At 61.0% G+C, this 22121-nt stretch carries 19 protein-coding genes; 15 read left to right on the top strand and 4 right to left on the bottom strand.

Translation table 11 applies throughout. The annotated features are described in order from the left end of the window. Nucleotides 1-302 precede the first annotated feature (302 nt). From HA052_RS10405 to HA052_RS10380, 6 genes are all read left to right on the top strand, one after another. Nucleotides 303-755 (top strand): rhodanese-like domain-containing protein, encoded by a 453-nt coding sequence (locus tag HA052_RS10405; protein ID WP_166451880.1) that lies wholly within the window; start codon nucleotides 303-305, stop codon nucleotides 753-755. A gap of 191 nt (nucleotides 756-946) precedes the next feature. Further along, complete coding sequence (gene aroE, locus HA052_RS10400; protein ID WP_081547283.1) at nucleotides 947-1768, top strand: shikimate dehydrogenase; 822 nt, start codon at nucleotides 947-949, stop codon at nucleotides 1766-1768. 113 nt (nucleotides 1769-1881) lie between these two features. Beyond that, nucleotides 1882-2568 (top strand): monofunctional biosynthetic peptidoglycan transglycosylase, encoded by a 687-nt coding sequence (mtgA, locus tag HA052_RS10395; protein ID WP_206118861.1) that lies wholly within the window; start codon nucleotides 1882-1884, stop codon nucleotides 2566-2568. Nucleotides 2569-2770: 202 nt separating this feature from the next. Then, a complete protein-coding gene (gene mgtE / locus HA052_RS10390) occupies nucleotides 2771-4210 on the top strand; it encodes a magnesium transporter (RefSeq protein ID WP_166451879.1) in 1440 nt (479 codons plus the stop codon). 8 nt (nucleotides 4211-4218) lie between these two features. After that, nucleotides 4219-5037 carry a peptide chain release factor N(5)-glutamine methyltransferase gene (gene prmC / locus HA052_RS10385; RefSeq protein WP_166451925.1) on the top strand — a complete coding sequence of 273 codons (819 nt, stop codon included), beginning with the start codon at nucleotides 4219-4221 and terminating at the stop codon, nucleotides 5035-5037. After that, on the top strand, nucleotides 5037-5798 hold the full coding sequence (locus tag HA052_RS10380; RefSeq protein ID WP_166451878.1) for a phosphatase PAP2 family protein: 762 nt from the start codon (nucleotides 5037-5039) through the stop codon (nucleotides 5796-5798). The genes prmC and HA052_RS10380 overlap by 1 nt, the downstream gene beginning before the upstream one ends. A gap of 114 nt (nucleotides 5799-5912) precedes the next feature. Here the strand turns inward: HA052_RS10380 and HA052_RS10375 are convergent, their stop codons facing one another. Beyond that, the gene (locus HA052_RS10375; protein WP_081547288.1) at nucleotides 5913-6392 is read right to left on the bottom strand and encodes an FKBP-type peptidyl-prolyl cis-trans isomerase; all 480 of its coding nucleotides are present in this window, start codon (nucleotides 6390-6392) and stop codon (nucleotides 5913-5915) included. Nucleotides 6393-6531: 139 nt separating this feature from the next. Here HA052_RS10375 and HA052_RS10370 point away from each other — a divergent pair, with 139 nt between their 5' ends. Next, nucleotides 6532-7665 carry a ribosomal protein uL16 3-hydroxylase gene (locus HA052_RS10370; RefSeq protein WP_166451877.1) on the top strand — a complete coding sequence of 378 codons (1134 nt, stop codon included), beginning with the start codon at nucleotides 6532-6534 and terminating at the stop codon, nucleotides 7663-7665. Between the two features lie 697 nt (nucleotides 7666-8362). Here HA052_RS10370 and bamC read toward each other — a convergent pair. Further along, complete coding sequence (bamC, locus tag HA052_RS10360; protein ID WP_166451876.1) at nucleotides 8363-9490, bottom strand: NlpB/DapX family lipoprotein; 1128 nt, start codon at nucleotides 9488-9490, stop codon at nucleotides 8363-8365. 31 nt (nucleotides 9491-9521) lie between these two features. Then, complete coding sequence (gene dapA / locus HA052_RS10355) at nucleotides 9522-10397, bottom strand: 4-hydroxy-tetrahydrodipicolinate synthase (RefSeq protein WP_166451875.1); 876 nt, start codon at nucleotides 10395-10397, stop codon at nucleotides 9522-9524. A gap of 175 nt (nucleotides 10398-10572) precedes the next feature. On the opposite strand from dapA, the gene HA052_RS10350 reads away from it, so the two are divergent. Next, nucleotides 10573-12204: an ABC-F family ATPase gene (locus tag HA052_RS10350; RefSeq protein WP_166451874.1), complete on the top strand. Its 1632-nt coding sequence runs from the start codon at nucleotides 10573-10575 to the stop codon at nucleotides 12202-12204. 253 nt (nucleotides 12205-12457) lie between these two features. Next, complete coding sequence (gene fabG, locus HA052_RS10345; protein WP_166451873.1) at nucleotides 12458-13198, top strand: 3-oxoacyl-ACP reductase FabG; 741 nt, start codon at nucleotides 12458-12460, stop codon at nucleotides 13196-13198. Nucleotides 13199-13265: 67 nt separating this feature from the next. On the opposite strand, the gene cysB is transcribed toward fabG, so the two are convergent. Then, on the bottom strand, nucleotides 13266-14210 hold the full coding sequence (gene cysB, locus HA052_RS10340) for an HTH-type transcriptional regulator CysB (RefSeq protein ID WP_081547298.1): 945 nt from the start codon (nucleotides 14208-14210) through the stop codon (nucleotides 13266-13268). Between the two features lie 112 nt (nucleotides 14211-14322). Here cysB and HA052_RS10335 point away from each other — a divergent pair, with 112 nt between their 5' ends. The 6 genes from HA052_RS10335 to ileS all read left to right on the top strand — a co-directional run bounded on the left by HA052_RS10335 (nucleotide 14323) and on the right by ileS (nucleotide 21997). Further along, entirely contained in the window at nucleotides 14323-15027 is a 705-nt protein-coding gene (locus HA052_RS10335) for a phosphoadenylyl-sulfate reductase (protein ID WP_166451872.1), read from the top strand. A gap of 19 nt (nucleotides 15028-15046) precedes the next feature. Then, a complete protein-coding gene (locus HA052_RS10330; protein WP_081547302.1) occupies nucleotides 15047-16705 on the top strand; it encodes a nitrite/sulfite reductase in 1659 nt (552 codons plus the stop codon). After that, the gene (locus HA052_RS10325; protein ID WP_166451871.1) at nucleotides 16689-17201 is read left to right on the top strand and encodes a DUF934 domain-containing protein; all 513 of its coding nucleotides are present in this window, start codon (nucleotides 16689-16691) and stop codon (nucleotides 17199-17201) included. Before HA052_RS10330 ends, HA052_RS10325 begins: the two co-directional genes overlap by 17 nt. A 238-nt stretch (nucleotides 17202-17439) precedes the next feature. Beyond that, nucleotides 17440-18114, top strand: a complete 675-nt coding sequence (locus HA052_RS10320) for an OmpA family protein (protein WP_081547306.1) — start codon at nucleotides 17440-17442, stop codon at nucleotides 18112-18114. 173 nt (nucleotides 18115-18287) lie between these two features. Beyond that, nucleotides 18288-19223 carry a bifunctional riboflavin kinase/FAD synthetase gene (locus HA052_RS10315; RefSeq protein WP_166451870.1) on the top strand — a complete coding sequence of 312 codons (936 nt, stop codon included), beginning with the start codon at nucleotides 18288-18290 and terminating at the stop codon, nucleotides 19221-19223. Continuing rightward, complete coding sequence (gene ileS, locus HA052_RS10310; RefSeq protein WP_166451869.1) at nucleotides 19220-21997, top strand: isoleucine--tRNA ligase; 2778 nt, start codon at nucleotides 19220-19222, stop codon at nucleotides 21995-21997. Before HA052_RS10315 ends, ileS begins: the two co-directional genes overlap by 4 nt. Nucleotides 21998-22121: the final 124 nt, after the last annotated feature.

Here is a 22121-nt window from a genome sequence, read left to right as displayed (position 1 = left end):
ATCCGTATATAAGGTAATAGGGGCCGCTAACAAAACCACGCGGAGAACCCGAGGCAAGGGGGACGTAGGCGGTGCGCCAGACATGGCAAACCAGCTCAAGCCCGTCTCAGAACCTGTTTACGATCTAGCGAGCAAGAGCGAGACAAGGCGAAAACAGCTGAGGAAGCGGAATGTACAAGTGGTACATGAGCATTTCGAAGCCGTTTTCAACGCGGTATCGCCGCAGCGCAGCAGATCGTAAACAGGCTCTCAGGGAATTGTTAGCGGTTCTACAAGGCGGCCAAGCCGCAGGGAGAGCTTGCATGGATCAGATGACGCAGCTATTGCAGCAGGCGCAGCGCCGGGCTGAAGAGCTAGGCTTGCCCTATCGCGGCGCTTTGACGCCGCAGGAGGCGCATCAGTTGAAACAAGCCATGCCGGAGGCGGTGCTGCTGGACGTGCGCAGCGCGGCGGAATGGCAGTTCGTCGGCGTGGTGCCCTACGCCCAGAGGCTGGAGTGGCGCAGCTTTCCCGGCATGCAGCCCAATCCGCGTTTCATCGAGCAATTGCAGAGCCTATTGCCCAAGGAGGGCGTGCTGATGCTGATGTGCCGATCCGGCGTGCGTTCCGACGAGGCGGCGCGCATGGCCGTCGCCGCCGGCTACGCCGAGGCCTACAACGTGTTGGAGGGCTTTGAAGGCGACAAGGACGCCGAAGGCCACCGCAACACCGTGGGCGGCTGGAAAGCGCGCGGCCTGCCCTGGCAACAAGGCTGAGCCGGGCGCTGCGCGGCGATGTCGTGGTTGATGTTTGGCGTATTCCACGGCAAAGTGTCATAGCGCCGCCGCTCCGTCGGCGCGGACGCGGCGAGAGCCGCCAACAAAGCCAAGCGCGACGCGGCGCGAGGGTTTTGTTAGCCACTCTCTATCCGATACCAAAAACATACCCAATCTTGGAAAGCTGACTCATGACCGACCGTTACGCCGTTATCGGCAATCCTGTTTCGCACAGCCAGTCGCCGTTCATCCATAACGAATTCGCGGCGGCCACCGGCCAGGATATCGCTTACGACAAGTTGTTCGCCGAACTGGGGCGTTTCAACGATGTGGTGGCCGAGTTTGTCTCCGCCGGCGGCAAGGGCCTCAACATTACGCTGCCGTTCAAGGGCGACGCTTACCGCTTCGCCAACGAGCTGACCGAGCGCGCCCGCGCGGCGGAAGCGGTCAACACCTTGTGCTTCCGCGACGGCAAGATCTACGGCGACAACACCGATGGCGTGGGCCTGGTGCGCGACATCGTCGATAATTTGGACTACCCGATCGCCGGGGCCAAGGTGCTGATCCTGGGCGCGGGCGGCGCGGTGCGCGGCGTGCTGGAGCCCATTCTGGCGCAGAAGCCCGCCTCTTTGACCATCGTCAACCGCACCCTGATCAAGGCCGAGGCGCTGGCGCACCATTTCGCACCCTGGGGCAAGGTGGAGGCTATCGGCTACGAGCAATTGAAGGGCCGCAGCTTCGACATCGTGATCAATGCCACCTCGACCAGTCTCAGCAATGAATTGCCGCCCATCCCCTACGGCTTGTTCACCGCGCGCACCCTGGCTTACGACATGGTGTACAGCAAGGGCCTGACGCCCTTCCTGCAGCGCGCTCAGGCGGAGAACGCCGGCATGCTGGCCGACGGCCTGGGCATGCTGGTGGAGCAGGCTGCGGAATCCTTCTCCATCTGGCGCGGCGTGGAGCCCGCTACTCGCAAAGTGACCAATATGCTGCGGGAAGTGCTGGCCTGACGCTTGCCGTGTCCGGCCGGGCCGGACCTATTTGACCTGTGCCGGCATCCCCCCTCCCGTGGTTTGAATCCCAATCCCCCTTGCTCTGCGAGGGGGCTCGCTTTGCGAGTCAGATGATGCGTCTCTTCCTGAAAGTGTTGGCGGCCCTGATGGCCGCCTTTCTGCTGTATAACCTGTGGATCTTTGGCCACATCGTTTATTGGCGCGGCCACAATCCATCGGCCAGTTCCTTCATGAACGAACAGCTGGCCAAGCTGCAGCAGGACGATCCCGAGGCGGACCTGCGCCACAAATGGGTGAGTTACGAGCAGATATCTCCCAATCTCAAGCGCGCGCTGATCGCATCCGAGGACGCCAAGTTCGTCGATCATGAGGGGTTCGACTGGGACGGCATCGAGGCCGCGTTCGAAAAAAACATGAAGAAGGGCAAGATCGTCGCGGGCGGCTCCACCATCAGCCAGCAACTGGCCAAGAATTTGTTCCTGTCCAGCAGCAAGACGCCGTGGCGCAAGGTGGAGGAAGCCTTGATTACGGTGATGCTGGAAACGGTGCTGGACAAGCGGCGCATCTTCGAGATCTATCTGAACGTGATCGAATGGGGCAACGGCGTGTTCGGCGCGGAGGCGGCGTCGCGCTATTACTACCGTTCCAGCGCGGCACGGCTGTCCTCGTCGCAGGCGGCCAAGCTGGCGGCGATGGTGCCCAACCCGCGCTACTACGACACCCACCGCGCCGCGCCGGGCTTGGCGCGCAAGACCCGAATCATCCAGCGACGGATGGGCTATGTGGAACTGCCTTGAGCGTCTGCGGGGGCGGATTGGAGCGGCGCGGGGGGCATGTTACAATCGCGACTTTCTTTGAGTGCGCCGTGCGCGAGGCATGGCGGCTACGCAATGGACTTACCCAGTTACCCCGTAATCCAATCCCGATTTACCGTTAGAGAATAATGCCCGCCTCAGACCGCCCGCGCCGCGCGCGCCATCTGGGCGGAAGGAGACGTGCATGACGGTTGCCTTCAAGCAACAATCCGCCGATCGTCTGCAAGAAAGCCTAGCCCTGGTGCAGCGCCTGATCGAGCGTCAGCGGCAGTTGGAAGATCTTGTATCCCGTCAGGAGGCGTCCGAGCCGCCGACGGACCCGCAGGCCCCGTATTACAATCTGGAAGCGCTGCGCCTTAAGTTGGAGCAGCTGCACCCGGCCGACGTCGCCCATATCCTGGAAGCCTTGCCGCTGGAAGACCGCTTATTGGTCTGGGACCAGGTGGACGGCGCGCGCGACGGCGCCATCTTGTTGGAAGTGTCCGACGCGGTCAGGGAATCGCTGATCGAAGTGATGGAGCACGGCGAGCTCGTGAACGCCGCCGAGCAGTTGGACGCGGACGAACTGGCCGAACTGGCGCCGGACATGCCGCGTCAGGTGGTGTACGAAGTGATGGGGGGACTGGGCGAAGAAGAGCGCGCCCAACTGCAATCGGCGCTGTCCTACGACGAGGACAAGGTCGGTGCGCTGATGGACTTCGACCTGGTCAAGATCCGCGCCGACGTCAGTTGCGAAGTCGTGCTGCGCTATCTGCGCCGTTTCGACGAGTTGCCGGCGCATACCGACAAAATCTTCGTCATCGACGATTTGGGCCTGCTCAAGGGCGTGCTGTCCATCCGTAAACTGCTGGTGTCCGATCCCGACGCGCTGGTGGCCGAAGTGATGGCCACCGAACTGGTCAGCTTCAGCCCGGACGAAGACGCCGCCGACGCTGCGCTGGCTTTCGAGCGCTACGACTTGATTACCGCGCCGGTGGTGGACGAGGCCGGCAAGCTGATCGGCCGGCTGACCGTGGACGAGATGGTGGATGTGATCCGCGAAGAGTCCGACAGCGAAGTGTTGAACCTGGCCGGTTTGAAAGAGGAAGAAGACCTGTTTGCGCCGGTGATCGACTCGGTGAAGAACCGCTGGGCCTGGCTGGCGATCAATCTATGCACCGCCTTCGTCGCCTCGCGCGTGATCGGCGTGTTCGAGCACTCCATTTCCCAATTGGTGGCCTTGGCCGCCTTGATGCCCATTGTCGCCGGCATTGGCGGCAACTCCGGAAACCAGACCATCACCATGATTGTGCGCGCGCTGGCCATGGGACAGATGCAGCTGAGCCAGGCCTGGCGCTTGTGGCGCAAGGAGCTGCGGGTCAGCATGATCAACGGCGTGTTGTGGGGCGGGGTGATCGGTAGCGTGGCCTGGCTGTTGTACGGCAGCTTCTCTCTGGGCCTGGTGATGCTGGGCGCGATGCTGCTCAACTTGATGCTGGCCGCCACCATGGGGGTGTTGATTCCCTGCCTGATGCAGCGCTCCGGCCGCGATCCGGCGCTGGGCTCCAGCGTGCTGATCACCGCCTGCACCGATTCCGGCGGCTTTTTCATCTTTCTGGGTTTGGCCACCCTGTTCCTGCTGTGACGACCATGTTGACGATAGCCGAGGCCTTGCGCCTCTACCCCTTGCCTCGTTTGGAAGCCCGCATGCTGTTGCAGCAGGCTGTGCCTGAGCTGACTCACGCTCGTGTCGCCGCTTATCCGGAGCAGGAGCTGAGCGCGGAACAAGACGCTTGCTTCCGCGCGTTGGCGGCACGGCGAGCCGCGGGAGAGCCGGTGGCCTATCTGATTGGCCGGCGCGAGTTTTACGGGCGAGAATTCGCCGTGGGGCCGCAGGTGCTGATTCCCCGGCCGGAAACCGAGCATCTGATCGAGGCTGCGTTGGAGCGGGCCGGCCGCGGCGCCGCCCGCGTGGTGGACCTGGGTACCGGCAGCGGCGCCATCGCCGCGACTTTGGCGCTGGAAGCGCCGGCTTGGCGAGTCTGCGCTGTCGACCTGTCGCCGGAGGCGCTGGCCGTCGCGCGCGGCAACGCCGAGCGTTTGGGCGCGCGCGTCGATTTTTATCAGGGCAGTTGGTATCAAGCGCTGCCGGCGGATGCGGTCTTCGATCTCATCGTGTCCAATCCGCCGTATATACGGCGCGACGACGAGCACCTGGGGCAGGGGGATGTGCGCTTCGAGCCGCGGATGGCGTTGACCGACGAGGCCGACGGCCTGGCCTGTCTGCGCGCCATCGCCGCCGACGCGCCGAGGCGGCTGGCTCCGGGCGGTTGGCTGATTGTCGAGCACGGCTACGATCAAGGCGAGGCGGTGCGTCGGCTTTTCTCCGACGCGGGTTTGCTGCAAGTGGAAACCATTGTCGATCTGGCGGGTCTGGATCGAATCACCCTTGCAACGATGAAAGCTGACTGATGTGGTTTAAGTTGTCCTGTTTGCGCCGGCTGTGGCCGGCGTTGTTGTTGTCGCCTTTGATTCTATCCTTGCTGTTGTCGCCGGATCTGAACCGGGAAGTCTTCCTTGCCGTGCACCAGGGGGCGCGCATGGTGCCCGCCGTCTGCTGGCGGCTGCTCAATGTGTTGGGCGATTGGCCTACGGTGCTGGCCCTGTTGCTGGCCTTGAGTTGGCGGAGGCCGGACAAGCTGCCGGCGCTGTTGTTCGGCTGCGGCGTCGGCGTGTTTTTGGCCATCGTGCTCAAGGCGGGCTTCGCCGTGCCGCGCCCTCCGCTGGTGCTGCCTCCGGGGGCAGTGCAATTGCTGGACGACTTGCCCGGCAATGGTTCTTTTCCCTCCGGTCATGCCATGGCCTCCGCCACGCTGGCGAGCTTTCTTTACTATTCAGGCATGGCGCGAAAGGGCTTGTGGCTGAGCGCCGGCGTGGTCTTGGTGATGTGCGCCCGACTCGCTACCGGCGTGCATTGGCCGCTGGATGTGACGGTGGGCGCCTTGCTGGGTTGGGCTGCGATGTACGGCGCTTGCCGCTGGGCCTGGCCCCAGGGGTGGCCGGCGGGTTTGAGCGCGCGGCTGCAGTCGCTGATGCTGCCTGCTGTGGGGCTGCAGTTGCTGTGGTTGTTGTACAAGCCCGGCAGCCATGAGGAGTACGGCTTAAGGCTGGCGGTGTGCGCGCTGGTGTTTGTCGCTGGTTGCTGGCGCTGGTGGCGCGCTCGTTTGAGATAGCGAGGCGGATTCCGCGCGCAGGCACGACAAAGGCGGCCCAATGGGCCGCCTTTGTCGAAATCAGGCCGGCAAACCGGCAAAAGCATTACAATGCCGGCTTGGCTGGCTGCCTGATCAATGGTGGTGACCGTGCTCGCCGTGGGCGTGGCCGTGGCTGACTTCATCGGCGCTGGCGGCGCGGATTTCCACTACCTTGGCGGCGAAGCGGATGCTTTGACCGGCCAGCGGGTGGTTGGCGTCGACAACGGCCTTGCCGTCGGCGATGTCGGTGACGCGGAACAGCAGCACGTCGCCGGTTTCCGGATCGTCGGCTTCGAACATCATGCCGACTTCAACGTCAGCCGGGAACACGTCCAGGTCTTCCAGGCGGATCAGTTCTTCTTCCGGGTCGCCGAAAGCGTCGTCCGGCGTCATCTTGACGTCGATGGAATCGCCAACGGCCTTGCCTTCCAAAGCTTCCTCCACCAGCGGGAAGATGCCGTCGTAGCCGCCATGCAGATAGCTGATCGGCTCTTCGGTTTTGTCGAGGAGGTTGTTGTCAGCGTCGAACATCTCGTAGTGGAGGGTAACGACGGTGTTTTTGGAGATTTGCATGAGTGCGGATCCGTGAAGGAATGTCAATAAAGCAGATGGCGGCGCAAGCCGGCCATCGAAAACGATTTTCAGATGCGCCGCCATTGCGCGCATCCCATATTGTAAACCATTGCCGGGCGTTTCAGCCCGTGAAACTGCCATGAACACAACAACTTTGCTGGGCGGGATGTCGCCCGAACAGTTCCTCGCCGAGTACTGGCACAAGAAGCCTTTGCTGATCCGCGGCGCCCTGACCGAGGTGGGGCCGCTGGCGGATTTTTCGGTGCTGTCGCAACTGGCGACCCGCGAAGACGCTGAGTCGCGCTTGATTGAATGTCGCGACGGACGCTGGAGTCTGGAGCGCGGTCCGTTCCGTCCTGCACGCTTCCGCCGCCTGCCGGAGACGGACTGGACCTTGCTGGTTCAGGGCGTCAACCAGCACCTGCCGCACATCGACGAGCTGCTGTGGCGCTTCAACTTCATTCCCTACGCGCGGCTGGACGATCTAATGATCAGCTACGCGCCGCCGGGGGGCACCGTGGGTCCGCATTTCGACGCCTACGACGTGTTCCTCTTGCAAGTGGGTGGGCGCAAGCGCTGGCAGATCTCCACCCAGCACGACGACGACTTCATCGAAGACGCGCCGATCCGGGTGCTGAAGGACTTCCGTTGCGAGCAGGAGTTCGTGCTGGAGCACGGCGACATGCTCTACCTGCCGCCCAAGTGCGCGCATCACGGTGTGGCGCTGGATCCCGGCATGACTTATTCGATCGGTTTTCGCGCGCCGCCGGCGCAGGAACTGGCGACGCAATTCCTGGTGCATCTGCAGGATCGCATCTGCGCGGAAGGCGTGTACGCCGATCCTGACCTCGCGCTGCAGCAAGATCCGGCGCGGATAGGTGATGAGATGGTGGAGCAGGTTAGCCGGCTGTTGGAGCAGGTCCGTTGGGACAAGGCCACGGTGGGCGACTTTCTGGGCCACTATCTGACCGAACCCAAGGCGCATGTCTTTTACGAGGCGCCGGAAGATGAGTTGAACGAAGAGGAGTTCGAGAACGAAGCGGCCGTGCGCGGACTGGAGCTGGATCGCAAGAGTCAGATTTTGTTCTGCGGTGACAGTTTCTATTGCAATGGCGAGAAACTGGAGGCGGAGGAGAGAGATTTCTCGTCCTGGCGCGCCTTTGCCAATGCCAGACGCATTGCCGGCGCGGCGCTTGGGCCCGGCATGCAGGAATGTTTGTACGAGGGATACCTGGCAGGCTATTGGCATTTGGCGACGAATGTAGCAAAATAACCACAGAAATTGTTCGGATGCGCAAGTGATATCGACAAATTCTGGCCTCAACGACAGGGGTAAACGCCCGTTTTTGTGGCTATGCTGCTTTGCGGAAGAGGATTATGGGCAAAGGTGTTTTTTTGGAATTTTGCCCCCTATACAGCCTTTTTTTTCGTGATACAATTTGCGCACTGATGGATTTTCAGTCGCCCGGCTTATTTCGAAGACCGTGCGATAACTGACGTCTTGTTCAACTTATCCTCAAAGGTAATGAAAAAATGAAACAGTCGCTCCTCGTTGCTGCCCTGCTGGCTGTAGCCCTGTCCGCTTGCGGTAAGAAAGCTGAAGCCCCGGCTGAAGCTTCCGCTCCTGCTGTTGAAGCATCCGCTCCGGCTGCCGCTCCGGCATCCGCTCCGGCTGCTGAAGCTTCCGCTCCGGCTGCTGCTTCCGCTCCGGCTGCTGAGGCTTCCGCTGCCAAGTAATTCTTGGCCTGCGACAAAAAAACCGGCTATGGCCGGTTTTTTTGTATCTGTAGCAAATGGAACAAGGGGTGTTGCAACATGAAAACAACACAATTGTCTGTTCGCTACAAAGTGTTACATTTCGCCTGATTGTCTATGGCCGGATTAATTGATCGGCAGTTTGATAATTAAGGCGCAAAGAAAAAGCCCGCGACAGCGGGCTTTTTCTTTTAAGAACGCGCTGATTTCGCGTCTTATTGCAGTTCGGTTTGCAGTTTCGACAGTGCGGCTTTGCTGAACGCGTCGGACAGGGACTTGCCCTGCTTGTCCTGGATGGACACCGTGCTGGAGCCGGGCGTGGTTTCCTTGATTTGCACGCGGTATTCCTGCTCGGTGGGCTTGGCGGACTTGCCGTCGTCGCTCTTCCAGAAGGCGAGGCTGGACCAGAAGCCGCCGGATTCGTTCTTGTCGGTTTCGCTCTTGGCCGGTTTGACGAAGTAAACGCCTTGGGAGCGGTCTCGGTCGCTGACCACCAGGCCGACTCGATCCAGCGCCAAGCCTACGCGGCGCCAGGCGCGGTCGAACTCGTCGCTGAGCACCAGCTGACCATCGACGATGGGGGTTTGCGGCTTGGACGGCGCGCTCAGCGTCTGCTTGACCTGTTCGCGAGCTTTGTCCTCCGCCATGCCCAGATTCATCATGAAGCGGCCCAGCAACTCGGCCTCCAGGCCTGGGTCGGTGGCGCGCGGCTGCCAGATAGTGTTGGTCTTGGTCGTGTCGGCATAGACTTCTTCCATGCCGCGGTGGGAGAAGTAGACTTCGGTGCCATTGGCGGTCTTTTCCAGACGAATGCGGAACTTGTCGCGCTCGCCGGTGGAGTAGACGCTGCCGAGACCGACGGTTTCCAGCAGTTTGCGCAGGCCGTCGTTGGGCAGCTTGGCGCGGTTTTCCGCCCAGTCCGTTTCCATAACGCCTACGGCCGGATCTTCGCTCTTGATGACGAAGCCGTTGTCCTGCCAGAAGGCTTTCAAAGCTGGCCACAGCTGTTCCGGGCTCTTGCCGGACACAACCAGCCAGCGTTGGGTGCCGGCGCGCTCCATCTTGACGTTGTCCAGCTGGTTCAGCGCGACCGAGCTGCCGGCCGCTGGCTGTTGGGCCGGAGAGTCGGCTTTGGCGCCTTGGGCTGCGGCGCTGGCGGCGCCGGGGATGGTGTACTTGTTCTGGACTTGCGGCGCGGTCAGATCAGGCGGCACTTCCAGAGTGTTGACGGTTTTAGGCTTGTCGGACTGGTAGTCCAGCTTCTTGGTCAGCGGCTGTTGCGAGCTGCAACCGGCGATAATGCCGGTTGCCAGCAGAATCGCGGCGGGCGCGGTTCGTTTCATGCGGTCTCCCATCGTTTCGGCAGGGGAAGGGTTAAAGGATGTCGGCTTGTTTCATCGCCGCTTCCACGGCCGCTTGCGCGTCGGTGGAGAGCGGGGTCAGCGGCAGGCGGATGCCGGAGGGAATCCGGTTCATCCGCGTCAGAGCCCACTTGGCCGGAATCGGGTTGGGTTCGATGAACAGCTGCTTGTGCAGGCCTTGCAGCTTGTCGTTGATCTCGCGAGCCAGCTTGGCGTTGCCGCCGGTGGCGGCTTTGCAAAGCTCGCTCATCAATTTGGGGGCGATGTTGGCGGTGACCGAGATCACGCCGTGGCCGCCGCACAGCATGAAGGCCATGCCGGTGGCGTCGTCGCCGGAATAGAGAGTAAAGCCGTTCGGAACGCGCATGACCAGATCGCAGGCGCGGCCGATGTCGCCGGTGGCGTCTTTCAGGCCGACGATGTTGGGGTGGGCGGCCAGGCGCAGCGCGGTGTCGTTGCTCATGTCGGCAACAGTGCGGCCGGGCACATTATAAAGTATGACCGGCAGCTTGCTGGCGTCGGCGATCGCTTTGAAATGCTGGTAAAGACCTTCCTGAGTGGGCTTGTTGTAATAAGGCACGACCGACAGCACGTAATCGGCGCCAACCTCCTGGGACAAGTGGCTCAGTTCTATCGCTTCGGCCGTGGAGTTGCCGCCGGCGCCGGCGACGACTTTGACGCGGCCGGCGGCGTATTCGACAACCGCCTTGACCACGGCGATATGCTCGGTCACGTTCAATGTGGCGGATTCGCCCGTGGTGCCAACCGCGACAATGCCGTCGGTGCCATTCTCAATATGGAAATCGACGAGTCGTCGCAGTGCCTCGTAGTCGACCGAGCCGTCTGCGGACATCGGGGTGACCAGGGCGACCAAGCTGCCGGTAAGCATAGTTCAGCCTATCTCAGGGAATAGAAAACAAGGCTTACGATTGTAGCGGAATTCGAGAAGCTGGCAAAAGGTAGGCGGCGTTTCCTTGACGGACGGCTCGGGAAAACGCCGGCACTGTGCTAGAATCCGACGTTTTTCCGATACTTACGGCTATTTGGCTGAAGGATCCCTAAGCGTGATTACCACAAGCAATATTACCATGCAGTTTGGCGTCAAACCTTTGTTCGAAAAGGTTTCCGTCAGATTTGGCGAAGGCAACCGTTACGGCCTGATCGGCGCCAACGGTTCCGGCAAATCCACTTTTATGAAAATTCTGGGTGGCGACCTGGAGCAGACCAGCGGCGAGGTGGCCATCGAGAACGGCCTGCGCCTGGGTAAGCTGCGCCAGGATCAGTTCGCCTATGAAGATCAGCGCGTCATCGATGTGGTGATGATGGGGCACTCCGAGATGTGGGCGGCGATGAGCGAACGCGACGCCATCTACGCCAACCCGGAAGCCAGCGAAGACGATTACATGCACGCGGCCGAACTGGAAGCCAAGTTCGCCGAATACGACGGCTACACCGCCGAGGCGCGCGCCGGCGAGTTGCTGATGGGCGTGGGCATTCCGGTGGAACAGCACGCCGGCCCGATGAGCGAAGTGGCACCGGGCTGGAAATTGCGCGTTTTGCTGGCGCAGGCCTTGTTCTCCAATCCGGACATCCTGTTGCTGGATGAACCCACCAACAACCTGGACATCAACACTATCCGCTGGCTGGAAAACGTGCTCAACGAGCGCAATTCCACCATGATCATCATTTCGCACGACCGCCACTTCCTGAACTCGGTGTGCACCCATATGGCGGATTTGGACTACAACACCATTCGCATCTATCCGGGCAATTACGACGACTACATGATCGCGTCGGCCCAGGCGCGCGAACGCCAGTTGTCGTCCAACAGCAAGGCTAAGGAACGCATCCAGGAGCTGCAGGAGTTCGTGGCCCGCTTCTCCGCCAACAAGTCCAAGGCGCGCCAGGCGACCAGCCGACTGAAGCAGGTGGACAAGCTGAAGTCCGAAATGGTGGAAGTGAAGCCGTCCAGCCGTCAAAACCCGTTCATTCGTTTTGAAATGGACGACAAGTTCAAGCTGCACCGTCAGGCGGTGGAGGTGGATCACCTCAATAAGGCTTACGACGCCAAAGTCCTGTTCAAGGATTTGAGCCTGATCCTGGAGGCGGGGGCCCGTCTGGCTGTTATCGGTCCTAACGGCGCGGGCAAGACCTCGCTGGTCAAGTTGCTGGCCGGCGCCTTTAACGCGCCGTTCGCCGAAGGCTTGAGCGCCGATCACGGTTCGATCAAATGGGCGGAGAAAGCTCAGGTGGGCTATTTCGCCCAGGACCACGAAGCCGATTTCGACAGTGACATGACGCTGACGGAATGGATGCGCGAGTGGGGCCAAGAAGGCGACGACGAGCAGGTGATCCGCGGCACGCTGGGCCGTCTTCTGTTTGGCGGCGACGAAGTGGGCAAGCCGGTGCGCGTGCTGTCCGGGGGCGAAAAGGGCCGCATGCTGTACGGCAAGCTGATCCTGCAGAAACCCAATGTGATGATTATGGATGAGCCGACCAACCATATGGATATGGAGTCGATCGAATCCCTGAACATGGCGCTGGAGAAGTACAAGGGCACCTTGATCTTTGTTTCTCATGATCGTCAGTTCGTCAGCTCGCTGGCGACGCACGTGCTGGAGCTGGACGGCAAGGGCGGGTACGACTACTACACCGGCAACTACGAAGACTACTTGGCCAGCAAAGGCCTGGAGTAAGCGATTGCTTATGGTCGGTTACACGCGGTAACTGACCTGTAGAGCAGTTGCTTTACCGGCGGGAGTGAGTGCGCTATATTGCAGTGCGTCTTGTGCGCTGCAATGGCTGCGGCGCACAAACTTCCGCTTTTCTTTTTGTTTTAAAAAATAACCAATAAAAACAGGTATTTGGCCATAGGTGGTCGATGGTGGAGTTGTGAGTCCGGCCTCCGGGCGGATTGCCTGTCATCTACAAAGTCAGTAAGGAAAATCCATGCGCTTGAAAGGTAAAGTCTCCATCATCACCGGCGCCGCCAGCGGCATCGGCAAGGCGACAGCCGAGAAATTCGTTAAAGAAGGCGCGGTCGTCGCCGTTTGCGACCTCAATCTGGACGCTGTGAACGCAGTGGTAGAGGAGTTGCAACAGGCTGGCGGCGAAGCCATCGGCTATAAGGTGGACGTGACGAATAAAGGCCAGATCGCCGAAATGGTTGCCGATCTGAAAAACCGCCGCGGCCGCATCGACGTCCTGGTCAACAACGCCGGCATCGTCATGGACGCTCAACTGATGAAGATGACCGAAGACCAGTTCGACAAGGTGATCGACATCAATCTGAAAGGCGTTTACAACTGTGCCCGCGCGGTGATCGACACCATGGTGGAGCAGGGCGGCGGCGTGATTCTGAACGCGTCCTCGGTGGTGGGGGTCTACGGCAACTTCGGCCAGACCAACTACGCGGCGTCCAAGTTCGGGGTCATTGGTTTCGTCAAGACCTGGGCCAAGGAGCTGGGCAAGAAAGGCATTCGCGCCAACGCGGTGTGCCCGGGCTTCGTCGCCACCCCCATCCTGCAATCGATGCCGGAGAAGGTGATCCAGGCGATGGAGGACAAAGTGCCGATGCGACGCATGGCCGATCCGACCGAGATCGCCAACGTCTATGCCTTCCTGGCGTCCGACGAGGCCAGCTACATCAACGGCGCGGCCATCGAAGTGACCGGCGGTCTGACGCTCTGATTCGTCGCGTCCGCATGTGAAAACGCCCCGATATCGGGGCGTTTTGCTTTGTCGGGCCGCAGAGGCTTCAATCCTCGCTGTCCGGGTCGCGCGCCAGCAGGGCGGCTTCGACTTCGCGCCGGTGCAAATGCGGCGCGAACAGCTCGATGAAGGTGTAGGCGAAGCCGCGCAGATAGGCGTCCTTGCGGATGCCTATCTTGGTGGTGGACGGTTCGAACAGATGGCCGGCGTCCAGCAATTGCAGATTGAGGTCGCGCTCCGGCTCGTAAGCCATGCTGGCGATGATGCCTATGCCCAGCCCCAGGCCGACATAGGTCTTGATGACGTCGGTGTCGATCGCAGTCAGCACCACGTTGGGCGCCAGGCCCTGGTCGGCAAAAGCTTTGTTGATCTTGGAGCGGCCGGCAAAGGCGAAGTCGTAGGTGACGATGGGGTAGCGGGCGATGTCCGCCAACGTCAGAGGGCGATCCAACTCCGTCAGCTCATGCCCTTCCTGCACCACGATGGAACGGTTCCATTCATAGCAGGGCAGCATCGCCAATTCTTTGTACAAAGCGATGCCTTCGGTGGCGATGGCGAGGTCGGCTTCGCCGGACACCACCATTTCGCAGATCTGGGTGGGGCTGCCCTGCTTGATCGACAGCCTCACCTTGGGGTAACGTCGAACGAACTCGGCGATGGCCGGCGGCAGCGCGTAGCGCGCTTGGGTGTGCGTGGTGGCGATGGTCAGAGCGCCTTCCGCCTCTTTGGAGAATTCGTCGCCCACCCGTTTCAGATTCTGCGCTTCGCGTAGAATGCGCTCCGAGATGCGCAACACCTCTTTGCCCGGCTCGGACACTGAAACCACCCGCTTGCCGTTGCGGATGAAGACCTGGATGCCTAACTCATCCTCCAACAGCCGTATCTGCTTGGAAATGCCCGGCTGCGAGGTATGCAGTTTTTCCGCAGCCTCCGAGACGTTCAGCCCTTGCTTGGCCACCTCCACCAAGTAACGCAGTTGTTGCAGCTTCATGCGACGCCATCCTCTATAAAACCTGTAGTAATTAAATACTAACACAATATTCTTTTCAGTTTATAAGCGGCTTGGGTAGGATTGTCATGAAATTTCCTGCCTGGAGTCTCTGATGAGCCTGGAAGCAAAACTGGACGCCACCGTCGCCTGCCTCAGGACGATTGCCGCCGCGCATCCGGACGCCGTGCTGGCCAATAGCTACGGCGCCGAGGACATGGTGCTGACCGATCTGATCGCCCGTCTGGGTCTGAGCATAGCGTCCTTCAGCCTGGACACCGGCCGTCTGCCGACGGAAACCTACGATCTGATGCAAAGGGTGGAAGAGCGCTATCCCAGCCACCCGGTCGCCGTGTATTTCCCTCAGGCCGCCGCGGTGGAGCAGTACGTCGGTCTCCACGGCATCAACGGCTTTTACCACAGCGTGGACGCGCGCAAGTCCTGTTGCCAGGTACGCAAGCTGGAGCCGCTGCGGCGTGCGCTGGCCGGGCGGTCCGCCTGGATCACAGGGCTGCGGCGCGAACAGTCGCCGACGCGCCAGGACCTGCAGGTCAGCGAACACGACGCCGACAACGGACTGCAAAAGTTCAGCCCGCTGCTGGACTGGAGCGAGCGCGATGTCTGGGACTACCTGCGCGCGCACGAAGTGCCCTACAACGCCCTGCACGACCGCCATTACCCTTCCATCGGCTGCGCGCCCTGTACCCGGGCCATTTCGGTGGGCGAGGACGTCCGAGCTGGGCGCTGGTGGTGGGAAAACCCCGATTCCAAGGAGTGCGGCCTGCACGTCAAGGCCAGCCCGTTGAAACGTCCGGCATAGCGCCGTCTGAAAGAGCACCATGTATCAATATGATGAAGTCGATCACCGCATCGTTCGCGAGCGCGTGGTTCAGTTTCGCGATCAGACCCGGCGCTATCTGGCCGGTGAGCTGAGCGAGGACGAGTTTCGCCCGCTGCGCCTGATGAACGGCCTGTACGTGCAGCGCCACGCGCCGATGCTGCGCGTCGCCATTCCCTACGGCCATCTGCGTAGTGGTCAGCTACGCAAGTTGGCCGACATCGCCCGCCGCTACGATAAGGGCTACGGCCATTTCACCACCCGCCAGAACATTCAGTTCAACTGGCCGGAGTTGGCGCGGGTGCCGGATATCCTGGAAGAGCTGTCCACGGTGGAGATGCATGCGATCCAGACTTCGGGCAACTGCGTGCGCAACACCACCACCGACGCCTTCGCCGGCGTGGCCGGCGACGAACTGCTGGACCCGCGGCCTTGGTGCGAGATCATCCGCCAGTGGAGCACGCTGCACCCCGAGTTCACCTTCCTGCCGCGCAAATTCAAGATAGCGGTGTCCGGCAGCGTGGAAGACCGCGCCGCCACCCGCGTGCACGACATCGGCCTGCACGTGGTGCGCAACGAGGCCGGCGAAGTGGGCTTCCGCGTGATGGTGGGCGGCGGCCTGGGACGTACTCCCATCGTCGGCGACGTGGTCAAGGATTTTTTGCCCACGCCGCATCTGCTGACCTATCTGGACGCGGTGTTACGGGTCTACAACCGCTTTGGCCGCCGCGACAACAAGTACAAGGCGCGCATCAAGATTCTGGTCAAGGCGATGACGGTGGAGGGCTTCGCAGCCAAAGTCGAGGACGAATGGCTGCATATCAAGGGCGGCCCTGCCACCTTGCGTGACGAGGACGTCGCGCATTACGCCAGCTTTTTCACTGATCCGCCGTATCAGACGCTGCAGGCCAACCCAACCGAACTGCAGGCTTCGCTGGAAGAGGACAAAGGTTTCGCTCGCTGGGCGGAGCGCAATACCCGCGCCCACAAGCGGCCGGGTTATCGCTCAGTGGTGCTGTCGCTGAAGCGCGCCGGCGTGCCGCCCGGCGACATCAGCGCGGAGCAGATGGACGCGGCGGCGGATTTGGCCGACCGCTTTGGCTTTGGCGAGCTGCGCGTCGCTCATGAGCAAAACCTGGTGTTGCCGGACGTTCGGGAGAAGGACTTGCACGCGCTGTGGCTACTGGCGCGAGAGCATGGCTTCGCCACGCCCAATATCGGCCTGCTCACCGACATCATCTGCTGTCCGGGCGGCGACTTCTGCTCGCTGGCCAACGCGCGTTCGATTCCGGTGGCGGAGGCCATTCAGCAAACCTTCGAGGACATGGACTATCTGTACGACCTCGGCGACATTGACTGCAATTTCTCCGGCTGCATGAACGCCTGCGGCCATCACCACATCGGCAATATCGGCATACTCGGCGTCGACAAGAACGGGGAGGAGTGGTACCAGATCACGCTGGGCGGCAGCCAGGGAAGCGCCACCAGCATTGGAAAGGTGATAGGGCCCTCGTTTGCTCAGGCCGACGTGCCCAAGGCCTTCACCACCATCATGAGCGTTTATTTGGAACAACGCGGTTCGGGTGAGCGCTTCATTGAAACCGTGCGCCGCATCGGCATCGAACCCTTCAAGGAGCGGGTATATGCCAAACATCATTAAACAGGGGCAAGTCCGGCCGGACGATTGGAATCTGCTGCGCCAGGATGAAAACGGCCAGTTGCCGGAAACCGCGGCGGGCGGCAATGTGATCGTGCCGCTATCCGATTGGCTGGAGCGGCGCGTGTTCTGGCGCAGCCACGCGGCGCGGGTGGGGGTCTGGCTGGGGCCGGACGACGATCCGGCGCGGCTACTGGCCGATTTGCCAGAGTTGGAGCTGATCGCCGTCGATTTTCCGGCCTTTACTGATGGTCGCGGCTACAGTCACGCCCGCTTGCTGCGCGAGCGTTACGGCTATCGTGGGGAACTGCGGGCGATTGGGGATGTCTGGCAAGACTTACTGCACTCCATGGCGCAAGTTGGTTTTGATGCATTCGCCATCAAGGACGGCAAGGCGCTGGAATCTTCGCTGGATGGTTTCAATACTTTTAGCGAAAACTATCAGGCTACCGTGCTGAACCCGCTGCCACTGTTTCGTAGGCGCGTCACATCGCCGTAATGTGTGGTTTATGCGAGACAAAGGCCGCAAAAAAACGCTTTTTTTGACGTTTTTTTGCAACGGATTGCTCGCAATCTGTGGCGCCCTAAGTTGACATGGGGTTGCAGCGTTTCTATAGTGCGGGTTAACTGCATAAACACAGTTTGCAGATCACCCTGTTGTTTGCAGTAAAATTGTTCGTGTGGTCTTTGCGTCAGCCCGCATTGCTACCCATTTTATAGATTAAAGAGGGAATAACATGACTAAACAGCTGAAACTGAGCGCCCTGGTTGCTGCTCTGTTGGTTTCCGCTAGCGCTTTTGCTGCTAAACCTGGCTATGCCGTTGACCAGTCCACCGAATCCGTGACTCGCAACAACTACGGCGAGTGCTGGAGAACCAACTTCTTCGACAAGGCCAAAGACGGCCTGGTTGAATGTGGCGACCGCGAAGCTACCAAGGTAGCTGAAGCTCCGAAGCCGGTGCTGGTTTCCGAAAAAGAAAAAGTCACCCTGTCCGCTAAAGTGCTGTTCGACTTCGACAAGGCCAAGCTGCGCGCTGACGCCAAGAACGAACTGGACCCGCTGGTTGAAAAGCTGAAAGCCAACGCTGGCAAAGGCTACCTGAAGTCCGTTGAAGTTGCTGGCTACACCGACTTCATGGGTTCCGCCGCTTACAACAACCGTCTGTCGCAAGAGCGCGCCGACGCTGTTAAAGGCTACTTCATCGCTGCTGGCGTTCCGGCTGAAAAAGTGACCTCCGTAGGTCGCGGCGCTGCCGAAGCCAAGATGACTGCCGAGTGCAAGGCCAAATTCCCGAAATACCAGAAGAAAGGTTCCAAGCAGAACCTGGCTATCAAGGAATGCATCGAGTCTGATCGTCGCGTTGAGCTGACCATCGACGCGGTTAAAGAGTCCCTGGTTGAGAAGAAGTAATCTCGATTAGTTGCTCTGCTCAAAAAGCCCCGCAGTCTTGCGGGGCTTTTTGCATTGGGCGGCGGATGGCCGGCTCTGTCCGCCGTTGCCGGCCCAATTGCGTTTCATGGCTGGACGCTATCCGTGGCTGGCAGATACAATCGAAGGTTTTCAGGACGCAATAAGACCAGCACATGCAGGTATTTTTTGGAGATCCGCGGCGTTATCCGCTGCCAGCCTGCGCCTTGACCATAGGCAATTTCGATGGCGTGCACCTTGGCCATCAGAAAATGCTGCAACGTCTGCGGCTGGAAGCCGACGCCCGAGGCTTGCCGACGGCCCTGTTGACCTTTGAGCCCCATCCGCGGGAATTCTTCGCGCGCGACAATCCGCCTGGCCGTTTGTCCACCTTGCGCGACAAACTGGTGTTTCTGCAGCGGCTGGGTTTGGTCGATTATGTGTTCGTCTATCGCTTCAACCGCGGCTTCGCCGGCATGTCGGCGCTGGACTTTATCGACAAGGTTCTGGTCCAGGGTCTGCAGACCAAGTATTTGCTGATCGGCGACGACTTCCAGTTCGGCGCCAAGCGGCAGGGCCATTTTGAGATGCTGAGCTCCTGTCCCCATTTCGTCACCGAGGCGATGCCGACGGTGCTGGCCATGGGCGAACGCGCTTCCAGCACCTTGGTGCGCGAGCGGCTGGCCGCCGGCGACCTGGGCGGTGCGGAAAGCCTGCTAGGGCGCGAGTATCAGATTTCCGGACGCGTGGTGCACGGCAAGAAGCTGGGCCGTACCATAGGTTTCCCCACGGCCAACATCCATTTGCCGCATTTGCGTCCGGCCTTGCAAGGCGTGTTCGTGGTGCAGGCGGAAACTGCCGACGGGGTGTTGGGCGGCGTAGCCAGCCTGGGTCTGAACCCGACGGTCAGCGACACTCCGGACTACAAACTGGAAGTGCATCTGTTCGATTTCGCCGGCGATCTGTATGGCCAGCGGCTGACGGTGCGATTCCTGAAGAAACTGCGCGACGAGGCGCGGTATGATGATTTATCGGCGCTGATCGCTCAGATTGAAAAAGACGCGGCCAGCGCCAAGACCTATTTGACAAGTTTGCAGCGAGAGCAGGCATGAGCATCGATTATCGTAAAACCGTAAACCTGCTGGATACACCCTTCGCCATGCGCGGGGATCTGGCCAAACGCGAACCGGCCTGGGTCAAGCGCTGGCAGGAAGAGAAGCGCTATGACAAGCTGCGCAAGCTCTCCGCCGGCCGGCCCAAGTTCATACTGCACGACGGCCCTCCGTACGCCAACAACGATATCCACCTGGGCCACGCGGTCAACAAGGTGTTGAAGGACATCATCGTCCGCTCCAAGACGCTGGCTGGTTTCGACGCCCCTTACGTGCCGGGCTGGGACTGCCACGGCCTGCCCATCGAACTGATGGTGGAGAAGCTGCACGGCAAGGACATTCCCGCCGCCAAGTTTCGCGAACTGTGCCGCGAATACGCGAAAGAGCAGGTGGCGCGCCAGAAAAAGGGCTTCATTCGCTTGGGCGTGCTGGGCGATTGGGACAATCCCTATCTGACCATGGATTTCAAGACCGAGGCCGACATCGTGCGCACTCTCGGCAAGATCTTCGAGAACGGCTATCTGAGCAAGGGCGAGAAGCCGGTGCACTGGTGCATCGAGTGCGGCTCGTCGCTGGCTGAAGCCGAAGTGGAATACGAAGACAAAGTGTCGCCGGCGATTGATGTCGGCTTCAAGGTGCTTGACGCCGACAAGGCTTCGGCCGCCTTCGACGCCGACGCCTCCGGCGCGATGGCCGTAATCTGGACCACCACGCCGTGGACGCTGCCGGCCAACCAGGCCGTCGCCGCCGGCGCCAATCTGGATTACCAGTTGATCGACACCCCCAAGGGCAAGCTGATTCTGGGCAAGGATCTGGTCGAGTCGGCAATGAAGCGCTACGGTGTTGAAGAGTACCGCGTGCTGGGCGAAGCCAAGGGCGAAGCACTGGAGCTGATCCAGTTGAGCCACCCGTTCTACGACCGCCAAGTGCCGGTGATCCTGGGCGATCACGTCACCACCGACGCGGGTACCGGCCTGGTGCACACCGCGCCGGCCCATGGCCTGGAAGATTTCCAGGCCGGTTTGCAGTACAAGCTGCCGGTGGCCAACCCGGTGGCCGACGACGGCCGCTACAAGAGCACCACCGAACTGTTCGCCGGCATGCTGGTATGGGACGCCAACCCGCGCGTGATCGAAACGCTGGAAGAACACGGCACGCTGGTGCACAAGGCCAAGCTGGAGCACAGCTATCCGCACTGCTGGCGCCACAAGACGCCGATTATCTTCCGCGCCACGCCGCAGTGGTTCATCAGCATGGACCGCCAGGTCAATGGCGGCGAAACGCTGCGCGAGATCAGCCAGCGCGCCGTCGATGCCACCGAGTTCTTCCCGGCCTGGGGCCGCGCGCGTCTGGACGCGATGATCAAGAACAGCCCCGACTGGTGCGTGTCGCGCCAGCGCAATTGGGGCGTGCCGATGACTTTCTTCATCCACAAGGAGTCGGGCGAGCTGCATCCGCGTTCCGCCCAGCTGCTGGAAGAAGTGGCGCTGCGCATCGAACAGCAGGGCATCGAAGCCTGGTTCAGCCTGGACGCCAAGGAATTGCTGGGCGAAGAGGCCGAGCAATACCGCAAGCTCTCCGACACTCTGGACGTGTGGTTCGATTCTGGCTCCACCCACTTCGCGGTGTTGAAGCAGCGTCCGGAGTTGGCCTGGCCGGCGGACCTGTACCTGGAAGGCTCGGACCAGCATCGCGGCTGGTTCCAGTCCTCGCTGAAAACCGGTTGCGCCACCATAGGCCGCGCGCCGTACAAGCAGCTCTTGACCCACGGCTTCACCGTGGACGACAAGGGCTACAAGATGTCCAAGTCGCGCGGCAACGGCATTGCGCCGGAAGAGATCTGCGGCACCTTGGGCGCCGACATCCTGCGCCTGTGGGTGGCTAGCGCCGACTATTCCGGCGATATGTCGCTGTCGCAGGAAATCCTGAAGCGCACGACGGAAAGCTATCGTCGCTTGCGCAACACCATCCGCTTCCTGCTGTCCAATCTGTCTGATTTCGATCCGCTGGAACACGCCGTGCCGTTGGCCAATATGGTGGAACTGGACCAGTACGCGCTGCTGCGCGCGCGGGAAGTGCAGGAGAAGGCGGCGGGCGAGCTGTACTCGCGCTACGCCTTCCACCATGTGGTGCAGGAAGTGGTGGGCTATTGCTCCGAGGATCTGGGCGCCTTCTACCTGGATGTGATCAAGGACCGTTTGTACACCACCCAGGCGGACAGCCACGCGCGTCGCAGCGCCCAGACCGCGCTGTACCACATCACCCGCAGCTTGCTGTTGCTGGTGGCGCCCATCCTGTGCTTCACCGCCGACGAAGCGTGGAACGTGCTGGTGGACAGCGAGGAAGAGTCGCCGCTGTATCACGTCTGGCATGAGTTCCCGGCCCAGTCCGCCGAGCGCGAAGCGGCCTTGTCCGCCAAGTGGCAGGCCATTCGCGAACTGCGCGCCCAGGTCAACAAACAGATCGAAGCGCTGCGCAGCGCCGATCAGCTGGGTTCTTCGTTGCAGGCGGAGATCGAGATCGAAGCCGACGGCGAGCTGTCGCAGTGGCTGAACGCCTTGGGCGATGAACTCAAGTTCGTGCTGATTGTCTCTAAAGCCAGCGTCAAGCAAGGAGAGCAAACCCGCGTCAGCGTGGCGTCGTCGACGCAGCAGAAGTGCGAGCGTTGCTGGCACTACCGCGCCGACGTCGGCAGCCATGCCGGTCACGGCGCGGTGTGCGGCCGTTGCGTGGACAATATCGACGGCAAGGGCGAGACGCGCCGTTTCGCCTGATCCGCGTCGACGCGGCGGCACGGCCGGGCCGGAAGGATGGAAACGCTGAGCGTTCCGGACTTTCGGCGCTTTGATATAGAGTGTGCGGAGCTTTGCTCCGCACGGTGGAAAGGTCCGATGGAAT

Origin of the sequence: Chromobacterium fluminis (assembly GCF_011602385.1) — a bacterium.
In the GTDB taxonomy this organism is placed as follows: domain Bacteria; phylum Pseudomonadota; class Gammaproteobacteria; order Burkholderiales; family Chromobacteriaceae; genus Chromobacterium; species Chromobacterium fluminis.
Note: the sequence above shows the minus strand (reverse complement) of the source record. Positions and strands in the feature narration are given on the sequence as shown.